Origin of the sequence: Roseobacter weihaiensis (genome assembly GCF_020622345.1) — a bacterium.
Classification (GTDB): Bacteria; Pseudomonadota; Alphaproteobacteria; order Rhodobacterales; family Rhodobacteraceae; genus Roseobacter; species Roseobacter weihaiensis.
Map to the genome: position 1 here is coordinate 33,035 of NZ_JACNMO010000016.1, position 14,431 is coordinate 47,465.

Consider the following 14,431-nt stretch of genomic DNA (forward strand, 5'->3'; position numbering starts at 1 on the left):
TCTCAGGCATCAGCATCCGGCTCCGGCAATTGATCGGACAGGAAGACGGCCCTGAGCGTGCCGTTGTCGCTTTGGATGACAAACACTCCGCCCAGGGAGGTTGGCGGCGCGGGCCGTTCCTCGGGGGCGAATTGCGCGGCCTCGAAAAGGGCTACGAAGGGGGCGGTGGCCCGGTCAGTCTTGAACGGTGCGAGGGGCGGTCCGCCCTCTGTCTGCACGGTGACGATGCCTTGACCGCCGCTGACAAAGCGTGTGCCGCAGAGCAAAAGGTTGCGCCAACTTAACGTATCAAACGGCAAATCCGCATCAAATCCGCTGGCGGTCAGGCTGCCGCTTTGCGACCCGTAGCCTGCCTGCATGGAAAAGCGGCCTTGCGCCCGGACGGTCTGAGCCGCGCCGCTCTCGTCCTGAGTCGTGAGATCCATCTCTATCCGACCCGAAAAAAGCGTGGCACCCGAGGAGGGGATTTCGATACCAAAGGAGCCGGGCCCCACCACCATCGGGCCGGAAAAGGTGATGTCCTGTGCCTCGAAACGGATGTCGTAGACGTTGGGCACCGCATCGGGTGGCCCAAAGCCCGGACGGCGCTTGGCCATGCTCGATTTGGACCCCACAACGGTGGTGCCGCGAATATCCTGTGTCTCGCGGGTCTGGGATTGCTCGTTGATGGTCAGGTCGGGGTCAATCGCACTGCGGCTGGCGCGTCCGGTGACCAGCACCGGGACAAAGCCGGACCCGGAGGCGGCGGACTGCCGCAAGAAAGCACCGGTCAGACGCGGTTCGTTCTGCTCTGGCGCGTCGCAGGCCTGATCGGCGGGCAGGGTCGTGACGCGCTTGATCTTTTGTGCAGCGAGGCGATCCGAAATCACCCCGCAACCCGCAAGCCCGAGCGTCAAAACCAGGGCAATACCAGAACGCAAAGATATTATTTTGATAATATGATTTATGTTAAATATAGTCATGTCATCCTCACAACGACATGACCGGCGTATCAGAGACGAGCGTGCCTTCGTCTATGTAGAAAGGATAAACCATGTTGGCGCGGGCGTTGGTCTGGTCAACCGTATAGTCCAGCGCCACCGACAGCCTGCCGCCCAGCCAGTCGCTGATGTCGACCTCAATGGCGTGCAGGGTAATGCGCGGCTCAAAAAACAGCACCGCCTGGCGAATTGCCGTCTCGATACCCGCCTCGGTTTCCGCGTCGTTGAGATCAAAGACATAGTCATGCAGCCGGCAGCCATAGTCGGGCTGCATGATCCGTTCACCGGGGCGCGTGGCCATCAGGATGCGCAGGCTTTCCGCGATGTCAGGCGCGCCTTCGACCATTTGAACTTCCCCCGTTGCCGGATCAAAGACCGGCGGGAAATGCCACCCCCGGCCCAGAAATCCGGGATCATTCTCGGACATGACCTATCCTCCGATCAGTACGTTGGGCGCGCCCAGAACGATGCTGCCACCGTGCGAGGTGGTATCGCCCATACGGGCAGCGGGCTTGCCGCCGATCAACACCGTGGCGGACCCTTTGACGATGGTGGCCGGCGGACCCACGCAGACGCAGTTGTCGCCGACCACGGCGGCGGGCATCTTGGCAATCAGCACCGTGGCCTCCCCCGGTCCCATAATCGGGCCGCCCACATGGGGCACAACGCCTGTCACCATCGGACAGCTGTGCATATCGGTCAGTCTTGCTGCTGGCGGCATCCCCCCGGACTCCCTCTTTTCCAGTGTTGCTTCAATTGATCATAACGATCCCGCCTTCGACCTTGGTCTGGCCACCTGCCGATACTTCGGCCGTGGCCCCCCCTTTGCCGGTAAATCCGATCTGAGCCTCGCAGGTCACATTGTTGGCGGTCACCGTCGCATCCATCGTTGCCTCGGTGGCGACATTGCCGGTGGCTTTCAGCGTGATGTCCTTGTCCGTCGTCAAGCTGATGCCGCCCGAATCCATCACGATGGAATTGCCGTTCATATCCTTCAAAGAAAAGCTCGACGCCTCATCATCAAGGGTCAGAACATGCCCCCCCGGCGTCTCAACGGTGATGATCTTTTTGGCGTCATCAAAGGTCATCTTCAGTTTTTCGCGCGTGACAATGGTCTTGAGATCGTTGGTCGTAGTCGCCTCGATCGGTCGCTTGGCCTTGTCATTGTGCAAAGAGCCGATGACGATGGGCGCGCTGGGATCGGCGTTGAGAAAGGAGACCAGAACCTCGTCATCCACTTCCGGCAGGAATTGGATGCCCATCTCTTTCGAGGCATAGGGCTGGGCAAACCGTGCCCAGACCTCGGCCGCCGGATCACCGATCATCGGCAGCTTGACCTGGATGCGCTGCATGCCTTCCTCATCCGGGGCCAACGCCACGACCTTGCCGATTTGCAGACCGTGGATCGGTGTCGCGATACCCGCAGCGGCTGGCGCGCCCAGACCCTGTGCATCGGATGTCCAGTCCGGTGGCAACCCCAGCCGGACCTGCGTGGTCCAGGCGCCACCCCCGATCTCATGTTCCACCGACGACACGAAACCGTCGCCGCTGAACCGATCCCCGGTCCCGACAACCTGCAACATATCGAGCGGTCTGATCTCACCGTTCCCCTGAAATTTCACCGTTCCGCGCACTGCGGCCAGACCCGCGCGCGCGGTGCGTGCCTTGGCCATAACGCCCAATCTGTCCGAGGCAAGCTCGATGGCGGTACCGGTCTGCACCTCGCGGTCCCCCAGCACTTTTGCCAGCGTGCTGACAGAGGTATTGCCAAAGCTTTGCGCCGGGACGGTATTGCTTTCGTCCGTCACGACGGCCTGATCTTTCTCGGTCCAGGCGCTGAATTTGGCCGCGCCGATCATCCGGTGCGTATCCAGCGAGATATCAAGATCGATGATGTTGATCCCATAAGTCACCGACAGCACGGCGGCACCTGAGGTGTCCGGGGCCACAGCCTTGATCTTGCCCCCCTCGACAAAGAGCGCAAAACCGTTGCGGTCCGCCAGCAGACGCAGAAAATCCCAATCTGTCGCCCCGACCCGCAGTTGCGTTGCGGCCGCAGCTTTGGTGTCGGTGATCTCAGACGTCAGGCCTGCGTCCTTGATGATCCGTTCCATCACCTCGCTGTCTTTCATCGCGTCGTAGGGGGCGGAGGACCGCACCTCGGTCAGCCGCATCGCCTTGTCGCGGCAGATCAGCTCCATCCGCAAGCCGCTGCGCCCATCCAGCCGCGCACGGTTCGTCAGAATGATCCCCTTGAAAAGCGATTTCTCGGCGTAGTCGCCGTAAAAGGCGCTGATTTCCACCTCGGTACCGACCGCAAAATCCGCACTGTCCAGCGCTGTGAAATCCTCGATCTGCAAGCTGTCGGACAGCACCGTGAAACGGGCCTCGGGGATGCGGTTCAGCTCATGCAGGACCCGGACCGATTGCAGCTGGATATCATCGGCCATGGCTTTGCCGTCCAGCTTCACCGTGACCCCAACGGGACCGTCTGTATTGAGTTCGGGACCATTCGCCATCGGGCTACTCTATCTCATGGGCGGGAACCGCAGCAGCGTGTTCGGCTCCAGCTCCCGGAAATTGTCGAGATCGTTGAAAGCGGCAACAGCGAGGTATCTGCTCGCATCCTTGTAAATGCGGTGGCAGAGCAGCGGCAGCGTGTCGCCACTCTCCACCCGAACCACATGGGTCAGGTCCGGCGAGCGGCGCTTGGCCTCCAGCGCCTCCTGGGCCGCGGTGCGGGCTTCGATGAAATTCATCTTGATCTTGGCGCGCAAAGCGGTGCCATCGGGGTGGAACAACGTGTAATCCACCGCCATATCCGTGAGCCGGCCAAAGAAGGATTTCAGCCCCTTGCCCCAGACGATCTTGACCGCCGTGGGTTCGTGCTCGTCCCCGTCATAGTCGTAGACAATGGTGCGCAACCTGTCGATCTGCGCCGCCACCGTCTTCCCGGCGGCATCAGGCACAACGCCTGTCCCATCGACGGTAATCGTAAAGCCCAGCTTTTCGGGATCGGCCATCGAATACTTCGGGATCGCACCGGATTTGCCAACCGCTGCATCCCCCTTGCCCATCGTGCCGGTGTATTTCAGCGCGAAGTTATGGGTGTAGCTTTCGGGGTTGATCGTGGCCTCGAAGGTATTGGCCGCGCCCTTTTTCGGCTCGATCTTGCTCGATTTGATCGTGCATTTGGTGATCTTCAGCTTGGCCACCGATCAACGCTCCCATGCCCGGCGCTCAGCCTCTTGCAGCTTGTCGTCGATCTCGCGCAAGAGCTCAAACCGCAGAACCTCCAACGCCTCTTCAAAGGCTCGGTCCTGCCCCGGTGTCTCCGCAGGCTGCGGACCAAACCGACCCTTCAGCACCAGTGTTCCGATCTCAACGGCCATCACATCTTCCTTTCCAGCGTCGTATAGGCCAGCTCTATGGTCTCCACCGCCAGCTCGTTTTTCATCGCGTCCAACGCGCCGACCGTCCATTTGACCGGATAGGCATTGCCGACCGACCAGACCGCCACCGGCACCCGCATTTCATTGAGCAGCGACACGGTGATATCCTTGGGCCGGATCGCTGCGGCAAAATCCCCTTCGATCGTCGATTTGCACCATTGCACCAAACCGCTGGCGTAGCTGGTCATCCCGCGCTTGAGCTGGAGGTTGCCGCGCTTGGCGGGCTTGGGCAGCTGATGCACAAAGCGGTTCTCGCCCCCCTCCACGACGGTTTCCGTCTCCAGCCCGCTTTCAAGGCCGGAGACTTCCTGAAACGCCATGTCGGGGACCGGCGGAACCATTCCCATGAACATGACCGAAAAATGAAACGCGACCGGCGGCGAAAACAGCTCCATAACCGTTACGCGTTCTCGATGACAAAGCCTTCATGCGCGATCTCGATGCTCTCCACCGCGACCTCATTGCCATCGGCTTTCAGGTCCGTGCCGGTTACCTTGACGGGAAAGGCATTCTGTACCTTCCAGACCATGGTCGGCGCGTGGCTTTCATCCAGCAAAGAGATGGTGATCGCCTTGCGCTTGATCACGTTCATCTTGATCTCGGCAAACCAGTTCCAGATGGCGTTGTCCTGAACAAAAACCCCCTTCTTCATGGTGATATTGCCGGATTTGATCATGCCGGGCATCTTGATCGTCGAAAACACCGGATTGTTGCCCGCGCGGTATTCCATCACTTCACTTTCGATATCGAGGCCCGAGACCTCCTGAAAGGCCAGTTCCGTATCGTCCCACTTGACCTGAAAGTGGAACTTGGGAAGCGGCCAGATCGCATTTGTCTGGGCGGAGCCATCATCTGCCATAGGGGTAATCCTTCTCGTTCAAAACTTATGATTTCTGCATTTGCTGCTGGAATGTGATCTCGATGAATTCCGCCGGGCGCGAGACCGCCACCAGCACGGTGACCAGCAGCTTGCCCTCCAGAATATCCACCGGTGTCATCGTCTCGCCCAGACCCACATGCACGCTGAAAGCATCCGTGGGCACGGCGCCAGCCAGACCGCCCGCCTTCCAGACCGAGGTCAGGAAGTTTTCGATCATCGAGCGGATCGTGACCCAGGTGTTCGCCGTATTGGGCTCAAAGACGTAAGCCTTGGCGGCCAGGCGGATCGATTCCTCGATCATAATCATCGTGCGGCGCACGTTGATATAGCGCCAGTCGAGGCTGTTGCCGTCCAGCGTGCGGGCGCCCCAGACAAGGGTCCCCTCCCCCACGAACGGCCGGATCGCGTTGATCGATTTGCCCGTGGTGGAGACGTTGAGGTTTTCCTGCTGGCCGTGATCGATGTTGACCATGGGCCCCGTGACCCCCGCGACCGAGACATTCGCGGGCGCTTTCCAGACCCCGCGCGTGTTGTCGACCGCCGTATAGACGCCGGCCATCGCTGCCGCGGGCGGCATGACGTTCATGTATTTGGTGATCGCATTCATCACATCCGTATAAAGCGGCACGGTTGCGCGCATGGTCTTGTCGATGGTCCCGGTCATCGGATCGGGGGGCGCGCTGTCCTCGGTGATCCCGTCCACCAGCACCTTGATCTCTCTGGCCTCCGACAGCTCACCGCCCACTATCAGCTTGTAGCGCACGGTGGTTTCCGACCCGCGAAAATCGCTGTTGGGGGCAAAAACAACGCTGCTGCCATCGACCGTCCAGGTGCCCACACCCTTGCGGGTCACGGTCTGGTCCTTGACCTTGGCCACCGCTGCCTCCTCTGCATCGGTCACCGCCTGTTGCAGCGGGGCGGTATCGGCCCCCTCGTCTGCATCCGCCAGCGCCTTGCGCGCGGTCTGCACACCGTCATCGGCATTCTTCACCGCGACCTCGTCGATGGCATCAGCCCCCAGCAGCACCACCCCGTCAATCGTGGCTCCGTCTTCGGCAACAGAGACCTTCACCGGCTTTTGCTTGATGACATCCGGCAGCGCGATCACGTCAGAGCCAGGGGCCACGACGATCTTGCGCGCCGAGGTCTTGACACCTTCATTGTCGGTGATGACGAGCTCGAACGACCCTTTCTGCCCGTCTGTCACCTCATGCACAAAGCGGATCTTGCCGTCGTCGATGTCCTTTTGCGTAAAGGTAAAGATCGCATCCGCCTTGCGGAGCGTATCGGCACTGGCGTTTTTCGCGCCAGACACCAGCTTGCCCTTCATCTGCGCCTGCAGCGCGGTCGGCTCCCCGTCGATCACATACTGTAATTCGCCTGTATCCGCGAGATCATCGGCGGCGTGGATATCCGAGGCCTTGAGCACGGACACCCCGCCTGAGGCGACGGAGATGGTAAAGTCGCCAGACACCTCGGCCGTGCCGATCTTGAGGATTTCGGGCACCAGCGCCTTATCCATGCCCACCGAGCGTTTCAGCAGCGAGATGAACTTGTTGCGGCTGCCCAGCTCGATGTTTTCAAAGGTGAAATCGCGTGACTGATAGACCGCGCTGTCGAGCCAGGGATAGTAAGCCGCGCCATAATCGAGGTAGTTGGCTCCTGCATCGTTGCGGAAAGAGGCGATCGGGTCGCCACGCGGGCTGCGCTCGTCCAGGTAGCCGCCATGGATGTCGAGAATCGCAAAGCGATTTTTCATCGTCAGGCCGCAATGGGCCAGCATCTGTTGCTGCACCTTGAGCGAATTCTGCCGGTTGAGCCGCGTGGTCTCGGGAATGACCAGCATCGTGGGCTCGGGTTCTTTCTCCAGCCCCTTGATGGCCTTGAGCATCGCGGCTGCATCAATCGGATCGCTGTAAGAGCCAATCGACGTCACATAGCAGGTGCCGCCGCCATTGAGGAAAAACGCCCGCATGGCGCTGTAGAGCGTGTAGGCCGTATTGGTCTGGATCAGCTCGAATTTCTCGGTCCCGGCGGGACCATTGGTGGTAAAGACCGCCTGCGGCAGCTCTGCCGCGACAGCCATATCCGCATCATCGCCGTAGGGCTGGGCCGAGATGCGTTCCTCAAAGGGTTGCAGCTTGAACATCGGGTCTGGCGCACCCCCGAAATAGGAATGAAATTCAGAGATCGAGGTGATCTTCATCGGGGTTTCATGCAGCGACACATTTCCGTTCATCGCCATTTCGGTATAGCCGATGAAGGCGGGCACCGCGGTCGCCACCTGCACGACCGAATTTGGAAAGGCGCTTTTCTCTACAATGTAAACGCCGGGGGTTTTCATAACCATGCTGCGGGTCCTCCTTCAGTAAATAGAGACAAAAATATCGGATTGGATCAGTGCTCCGGCGCCATCAGGCGCCGGCACACTGGCAAAAAGCGGTTGGGGTGCGGGCAGCACCGGAATCAGAATGCGCGGGCCAAAGGGACCCGGTCGCGTGAGGCTAAACCGTTGGTTGGGCCGGGCGCGGGCCGGCAGTGGCGCGCGGGACCGCAGCACATGCGCCGGCGTGCCATCGGGCAGATCAACCGTCCCAAGAGGGTCGAACTCGACCGCGCCCTCCGGGTCCTCGATATGGACATCGTCGCTGCCCGGCCCGATCACATGATAGGCCCAGTGCGAGGCCATCGCCTTGAACCGCAGCTTGAGCCTGCGCGGCACCTGGGGGAGGATCTCTGCGGTAATCTGGGCCAGCTTCTGTCGGCCCGGTCGCTGGGGGACCGTCGCGGCGCGCGCATCCTCCAGCACGGCCCGGTCCGTGCCTGCCATCAGCGTAAGCTGTGGCACCATCGACCAGTCGCCACCCTGGGTGACAGCAATCACATCCGTGTTCTGCACCTCGAGACCCAGTTCAACCGTTGCAGGCAAATCCTCTGCAGCATTTTCGGCGAGTACAAAAACCAGCGCCCCCGACTGGCGCAGCAGCAGCCCGGATTTCGCAAAGCGCGCGGCGTCGGTGGGCCGCACTGTGACCGGTGGCATATGCGGCGCGTAATAGTCATGCTCCAGCATCAGTTCTATGACCACACCCCAGCCCATCAGCTTGCCTCCGCCGTGCTGGAGGGCGCGCGCACCAGTGGCGTAATCGCGGTGACGTCGCCTGCGTCGATCATGACGGAGCGCACCTTGAACATGACCGATGGCACGTAACGGCCCCCAAGGTTGCCCCAGAGCTGCCCGATCTCCTCGACTTTGAGGTTGGCAATCTCCACCGACAATTGCGACAGGCCGGCGGGCATGTCCGGAGCGGTGCGCGGTGTCATCACCGGGGTGGACTGGAAAAACATCAGCGCGGCCGAGATCAGCTTGAGCCCTTCGCCATAGATTTCCGGGTCATGGCCAGACGCAAGCATCACATAGATGTCCAGATGAACCGGTGGCGCCTGTCCGACAGACCGTGCGTGGCGGGATTGCGACCCCCTTGGGACGGTATCCTGCGCGATATTTGTCAGAAAGAGCGTCAACCGGTTACGCGCTTCGGCGGTGGGTTTGCCTTCAGCATCGCTGAGCGGACCAATCGCCACAAGCGGCTCTGGTACGGAAAAAACCGCAGACAGATGGGCGTTCAACCGATCGGTAATAAATACAAGTGTCTGGTCAATCACAGCGACGGACCACCCTTGGAAAATTGGTTTGAATTCCGGCCCGGCTGATGGGCGAGAGGGAGCAAGTCAGCGCCGTATCCTTTCGTCGTAAGCTGTTGCAGCGTAACCTTAAGTTGTGCAAAAGCAATATCCACTATGATATTTTATTCAACTTTTCCGAGAATGGCAGGCCTTCACGCTGCTCTGGACAGGCCGGTTGCTACACCTTTGACCAGCGCGGTCAAAAGCAGGCCAGAGAAAATAAACCATAAAGAAACAAAGAGATAGATCGTGAGCATAAAGCCATCGCCGCCGGTTTGCGAAATCAGCGTATTGGCCCGCCCGACGATCTCGTCCGCGCCAATGATAGAAGCTGTGGCAGAGGCCATCACGATGATGAGAAAGTACTGTACCCAGGCGACCAGAAAGGTTTCGCCAGCGCCGGAGAGGCCTGCGGTGCGCTGCGTGAAATAGCCCAGGGATTGATCCGAGGCAAAGCCGATGACAGGAAAGGTCAGCGCCAGTGTCGCCTTGATCCAGATCGGCACAGTATAGAATTTTCCGGCCAGAACCACTTCACTGGGGATCATCGAGGCCATGTAAAAGAGCAGCACAAAGCTCGGGACATTGCGGCAGAGGTTCGTGGCCAACCGCGAGGGAAGGTCAAAGGCGCGCCAGCCGCTGTAGCGCAGCCGCCCCAGAGCCACACCGATCACCGTTCCGACCCCCATGGACAGAACCGAAATCAGAAGGTTCATCGCAAAGCCACCGGCGAGGAAACCCATATGGGGCCTCAGTTCATTTGCAATCGACAGGAGGTGGTCGATCATACGGCCACCAGACGACGCCGGAGCGCCTTGAAGAGGGACAAGAGCCCCAGCACCAGAAGGAAGTAGAAAACCAGCAACCCGTTCATCAGCGTGGTGGTGTCCGCCCCTTCGGAGACCAGAAGATCCACGGTTGAGACAAGTTCCCCCACCGCGATGGCGCTGGCCATGCCTGCCGCCTTGACGATGTTGACGCAGGCCGCCACCAGCCCGTCGAACCCGCGGGTGATGGCCCCCGGCAAGCGTGCCACCGTGCCGGTGTCCGGTCTGGCCAGTGCTTCGGCCTGCAGCGCGTGGCTGAGAATGATGGTATTCGTGGCACCGGCATAGAGCGACAGGATCACGGCCGCGATCACGAAGGCCCCCGGCGCAAAGCCACCGGGCGTGCTCAAAAGGCCCCCGAGGCCAAAGAACACGATATAGAGCTGCAGGATCGGGGGCGTCATCCGCGCTACCGTGATGAGAAGCCGCTGCGGCAGGAGCAGCAGCCTGCCGATCCAACCGAACTGTGCCAGCCGGTCCTGCATCAGCGCAAGCACAACCCCGATGCTGAGGGCCCCCACAATCGCAAGGGCGCTGAGCGACAGGGTCAGTTTGAGGGCCTCCAGCAGGCGTGCGCCGTTATAGGGTGTGGCCACGGCCCGCAGGTCGATGCCCGTGGCCTGGTGCAACGTGACGACCCAGTCCTGCGGGCGCGCGTCAGGGGCGGCGCGGATTGGCGCTTGTGACAGGCAGGCCACAGGGTGCAGGCCGGTCTGCGGATCGCGGGCACATATCGTGCGACCCTCTTGGGCGCTCCGCCAGAGCGCGTGCTGCTCTTCGATGAAGGCGGTGCGTGGGATGTCCCAGGCATCCTGCAGCGCAAGAATCCGGCCACTGGCATGCCATTCCGCAATCATATCGGAGATAAAGCGGCCCAGATCGCCCTGCCCTTCGCCCTTTGCCACGAGCACCGCCCAGGGGGAGACGAGGATCGCCTCGGTTGCCACCTCATATCGGGGGGCCTGGCTGTCACCCTGCAATGCCTGAGCGCGGATCAATTGCGCCAAAGCGGTATCGTCAAAGGCCCAGCCGACACAGCGGCCCTGCCGCAAGGCCAGCTGCGAATCGCGTCCGCTGGCGTAGTACTGGCCCTGCACGCCGTAGTCTTCTTCGAGGGCGCGGTTGTAGAACGCCCCCCGGTTCAGACAGACGGGCTGGTCGCGCAGGGCCTCCCAACCGGTCAGGTTGGCATCCACCCTGCCATAGACCACAACCCCGCTGGAATAGTAGTTGGGCTGCAACAGATCCGCCTGTTCGCGGCGTTCCGCGGTATCGGCCGTTGTGGCGATGATGACATCCACGCGGCCCTGGTTGACGCGGCCAATGCGGTTCGTCGCCGTCACCGCCTCCAGCTCAAGGTCAACGCCCATGCGATCAGCCAGCGCCTGCGCCAGATCCGGCTCCAGCCCGACGATGGCCCCGCGCGCATCGCGCATGCCCCAGGGGGGGTAGTCATCCTTGACCCCCACGATCAACGTGCCGCGCTGGAGAATATGCGCCAGCCGTCCGGTGGCCACGTCCGGCATCTGCGCCTGCAGCCCGTCCGGGATATCCTGTGCCAGCCCGGGCAGCGCGATCCAAACCGCGATCACCAGCGCCAGACCGGCCCTCAGCACGAGGCCTCCGCATAGATGCCATAGCCCCAGCGCGCCGGACAAAACGGGGTTATCAGCCCGTCGACCCAGCGCAGGGCCGCGTGATGCAAAAGCCAGCTTTCGGGCAGCATGCTTTCGCAGCCGAGCCGCCGCAGGTCAAAGCCCGCCTCGGCCAGTTCCCGAACCAGGAACTCCGGATCAAAGAGCTGGTAGTTCAGCACCACTACCGTACCGTCTCTTGTGCGCCTCTCATAGCATACCAGCCCGTCCGGTCCCCCCTGTCTCTGCGCGGTGCGAAACCGGCGCAGGCGGTTGGGCACCGAAATCAGCAGCCGCCCGGTCCCCGGTTTCAGCGCCCGTCTGATCCGCCGCAGCGCATCCATGCGGGCCTGCGCATCAGTGATATGCCCCAGAACACCAAAGAGGCAGAGCGCGACGTCGACCCGGCCAAGCCGCTCGATATGGGTGTCGAGATCCGCCGCCTCGGGCCCCAGGATGAAAAGCTCGTCCCACCCCTCTGACCGGGCACGGATCGTCTCAAGGGCGGCCGGGCTCACGTCAAAGCCGATCGCCCGGCCCACCAGCCCTCTAAGCCGCAGCAGATAACGTCCGCTGCCGCAGCCGAAATCCAGCACGGCGGTCTGAGGTGTCAGAAGCGCTTCGATGCGCCGCCACATCGTGCGATTCGGGCTGGGGTAGCGCTGATCGTAGAGCCCGGAGGTAAAATAGAGCTGGTAGGACGCGCGGGTCGTTGCATCGCCCTGCGTCACCGGCGGGGTCCGGGCTCGGAGCGCGTCTTTGTCCTGGACCGTCAATTTGGCGATACGCTGCCGGTTCCCAGCACGTCCTCCAACCGTTCGCGCCAGTTGCGATTGCGCATCTGCTGGATCAGTGCCCGGTCGATCTGGCGGCGCAAATCCTCCGAAACGGAGGCGCGCGAAATCCCCCACCCGTAGGGCTCGTTGCGGTAGACATTCGGCTGCACCGCGATCTGGTTCTCGTGGGTATCCTGTCGGCTGAGATATGTCAGCGCGATCCAGTCCCCCAGCACGCCATCAACCTCGCCGTCAGCCAGCAGGTTTGCAGCCGCCCGCCAGCTTGACACCAGGGTAACCGACCCGTCCAGCAAGGGGTGATCGTCGACCGTGATGTCGTTGCGTTCTGGATCTTCGGGGCGACAAATCAATTGCTCGATGCGGGTCGAAAGTGCAGCTGCCAGATCGGACCCGCGCTCAGCTTCATCAAGCCGTTTGCGGTATTCGGTCAGCAAAAGCGCCTGTGCGGTGGAGCAATCGAGGGTTGCAATCGACATTCTGGTCAGCGCGAGGGCCGGCACCTTTTGCTGACCGCCAACAGAGCCCACAAAGGCCGAGGTCAACACCCCCAGCAACGTGGCCGACAGCGCGGTCCCGACAACCGCCAGAAAGATTTCCAGCACCTTGGCCGTCGCGGTACTATAGCCGTCGCCCACGCCGCGCAGACCGATGGTGCGGATGATCGATTCCAGCAACGACCGCAGCCAGATCGAGGCCCGTGTCGCCTGCCCGTCCTGCCCGCCAAAAAGCAGCCAGCGGATCAGAAAAGCCATCAAGAGGTTGAAGCTCAAAAACAGCACAACCGCGCGGGCGACGGTCGGGTGAAAAACTGTCTCTACGACGATGTCCTTGGCCTGCGAAAAATCGATCGCGTTGGAAGGCGGCAGAGCCAGCGCCAGGCCGGAGGAAAGATACTGCTGCGAAAAATCATAAGACAGCATCCGCTCTGCGGTGATGGTCAGCGGGGCGATCACCACATCGATGCGGCCCGTGACCAGCCCCAGCTCTTGCCCGTCAATGGTGTTGCAGGCGACAAAAGTCACCTTCGGAGCCACCGACCGGCCGATCTCGTCGGGCACCGACAGGGATCGCTCGACCCGCCGCCAGAGATCATAGGCAAACCCGGCGGGCGCATCGCCGTTTTCAAAGAAAGAAAAGGGTTCGGCATTGTCGCGCAGAGAGACAATGATATCGCCGTCCGGTCGCGTTGTGGGACAGGCCAACGCCGCCGGCGTCAGACTGCCCAGCCCGCAAGACAGCATGAGGGCGAAAAACGCTACGCGGATCATTGGTGTGGTCTTCCCGCCTGATTATGCCATGAATTCAATTTGTTAACCGAATGCTTGATAGGGTGGTGCAACCGTAGGTCACTTTTGCGCTTTGATGCAAGAAGCATTTCACGCTTGAGTTGCATTGCTACGAAATTTCAACCTCTTAAGGTGAGGCGGGGGGCTGCAAACACAGACGTGATTTTTCCACCATGACGTGCTAAGAGCACCGCAGAGAAGGATGAATGAGATGACCCAGATTTTTGCCTCTGAACGGGGCATGACCGCCAAGCGCCCGTCAACTTCCCCGCGCGCAACCCGTGGTACGGCCCCAGAAACGGCGCTCGCCGCGCTTCAGGCCCGGGCTGATCTCAGCGGGCCCACCGCTCAGCTGGCGCAGCTCCAACAGATGGAAAACGCGGCCCTTCAAAGAATGGCCGAGGACGAAGAAATGCTGCAGGGCAGATTTGCCGGGACCAGCACCCTGCAACGCCAGACGGATCAGCCAGCGCCCGCGCAGGGCGGATTGCCCGGACACCTGCAGCAGGGGATCGAGGCGCTCTCGGGTGCGGATATGAGTGGTGTCAGCGTGCATTACAATTCGTCACAGCCCGCACAGGTCGGCGCGCATGCCTATGCACAGGGTAGCGATATCCATCTGGCTAGCGGTCAGGAGCGGCATCTGCCGCACGAAGCCTGGCATGTTGTCCAGCAGCAAGAGGGTCGCGTGGCAGCCACCACGGATGTGGCAGGCACGCCGGTCAACGATGATGCCGGGTTGGAGAAGGAAGCAGACATGATGGGCGCCAAGGCGGCGCAGTTCGTCGCGAGAAACCGCCAAAGATAGGCCGTAAACCCTCGCGCATTCACCCGGTTCATGTTTCGATCTCTCTGGCACATTGGACGCGCGCAATGACAAGGAACGAT

General features: G+C 61.3%; 16 protein-coding genes. 1 reads left to right on the forward strand and 15 read right to left on the reverse strand.

All coding sequences use genetic code 11. The features are described 5' to 3' along the window. Positions 1–2: 2 nt before the first annotated feature. The 15 genes from H7847_RS16800 to H7847_RS16870 all read right to left on the reverse strand — a co-directional run bounded on the left by H7847_RS16800 (position 3) and on the right by H7847_RS16870 (position 13,525). The gene (locus H7847_RS16800) at positions 3–920 is read right to left on the reverse strand and encodes a hypothetical protein (RefSeq protein WP_227270645.1); all 918 of its coding nucleotides are present in this window, start codon (positions 918–920) and stop codon (positions 3–5) included. A gap of 49 nt (positions 921–969) precedes the next feature. Further along, entirely contained in the window at positions 970–1,407 is a 438-nt protein-coding gene (locus tag H7847_RS16805; protein WP_227270646.1) for a GPW/gp25 family protein, read from the reverse strand. Positions 1,408–1,410: 3 nt separating this feature from the next. Then, a complete protein-coding gene (locus tag H7847_RS16810; protein WP_227270647.1) occupies positions 1,411–1,701 on the reverse strand; it encodes a PAAR domain-containing protein in 291 nt (96 codons plus the stop codon). A gap of 31 nt (positions 1,702–1,732) precedes the next feature. Continuing rightward, positions 1,733–3,499 carry a type VI secretion system tip protein VgrG gene (gene vgrG, locus H7847_RS16815; RefSeq protein ID WP_227270648.1) on the reverse strand — a complete coding sequence of 589 codons (1,767 nt, stop codon included), beginning with the start codon at positions 3,497–3,499 and terminating at the stop codon, positions 1,733–1,735. Positions 3,500–3,508: 9 nt separating this feature from the next. Next, on the reverse strand, positions 3,509–4,195 hold the full coding sequence (locus tag H7847_RS16820; RefSeq protein ID WP_227270649.1) for a CIS tube protein: 687 nt from the start codon (positions 4,193–4,195) through the stop codon (positions 3,509–3,511). 3 nt (positions 4,196–4,198) lie between these two features. Then, positions 4,199–4,372, reverse strand: coding sequence for a hypothetical protein (locus H7847_RS16825; RefSeq protein WP_227270650.1), 174 nt, complete (start codon positions 4,370–4,372; stop codon positions 4,199–4,201). After that, a complete protein-coding gene (locus H7847_RS16830; protein WP_227270651.1) occupies positions 4,372–4,827 on the reverse strand; it encodes a phage tail protein in 456 nt (151 codons plus the stop codon). Before H7847_RS16830 ends, H7847_RS16825 begins: the two co-directional genes overlap by 1 nt. A 5-nt stretch (positions 4,828–4,832) precedes the next feature. After that, positions 4,833–5,291, reverse strand: coding sequence for a phage tail protein (locus tag H7847_RS16835; RefSeq protein ID WP_227270652.1), 459 nt, complete (start codon positions 5,289–5,291; stop codon positions 4,833–4,835). Between the two features lie 25 nt (positions 5,292–5,316). Next, the gene (locus tag H7847_RS16840; protein ID WP_227270653.1) at positions 5,317–7,662 is read right to left on the reverse strand and encodes a phage tail sheath C-terminal domain-containing protein; all 2,346 of its coding nucleotides are present in this window, start codon (positions 7,660–7,662) and stop codon (positions 5,317–5,319) included. A gap of 15 nt (positions 7,663–7,677) precedes the next feature. Beyond that, entirely contained in the window at positions 7,678–8,412 is a 735-nt protein-coding gene (locus H7847_RS16845; RefSeq protein WP_227270654.1) for a hypothetical protein, read from the reverse strand. Continuing rightward, a complete protein-coding gene (locus H7847_RS16850; protein WP_227270655.1) occupies positions 8,412–8,978 on the reverse strand; it encodes a DUF4255 domain-containing protein in 567 nt (188 codons plus the stop codon). The genes H7847_RS16845 and H7847_RS16850 overlap by 1 nt, the downstream gene beginning before the upstream one ends. A gap of 173 nt (positions 8,979–9,151) precedes the next feature. Beyond that, positions 9,152–9,787 carry a hypothetical protein gene (locus H7847_RS16855; protein ID WP_227270656.1) on the reverse strand — a complete coding sequence of 212 codons (636 nt, stop codon included), beginning with the start codon at positions 9,785–9,787 and terminating at the stop codon, positions 9,152–9,154. Beyond that, positions 9,784–11,442 (reverse strand): transporter substrate-binding domain-containing protein, encoded by a 1,659-nt coding sequence (locus H7847_RS16860; RefSeq protein WP_227270657.1) that lies wholly within the window; start codon positions 11,440–11,442, stop codon positions 9,784–9,786. Before H7847_RS16860 ends, H7847_RS16855 begins: the two co-directional genes overlap by 4 nt. Next, positions 11,436–12,191 carry a class I SAM-dependent methyltransferase gene (locus H7847_RS16865; RefSeq protein WP_227270658.1) on the reverse strand — a complete coding sequence of 252 codons (756 nt, stop codon included), beginning with the start codon at positions 12,189–12,191 and terminating at the stop codon, positions 11,436–11,438. The genes H7847_RS16860 and H7847_RS16865 overlap by 7 nt, the downstream gene beginning before the upstream one ends. Positions 12,192–12,232: 41 nt before the next feature. Beyond that, a complete protein-coding gene (locus tag H7847_RS16870; protein ID WP_227270659.1) occupies positions 12,233–13,525 on the reverse strand; it encodes a transporter substrate-binding domain-containing protein in 1,293 nt (430 codons plus the stop codon). 229 nt (positions 13,526–13,754) lie between these two features. On the opposite strand from H7847_RS16870, the gene H7847_RS16875 reads away from it, so the two are divergent. Continuing rightward, complete coding sequence (locus H7847_RS16875; RefSeq protein ID WP_227270660.1) at positions 13,755–14,351, forward strand: eCIS core domain-containing protein; 597 nt, start codon at positions 13,755–13,757, stop codon at positions 14,349–14,351. The last annotated feature ends 80 nt before the right edge of the window (positions 14,352–14,431 follow it).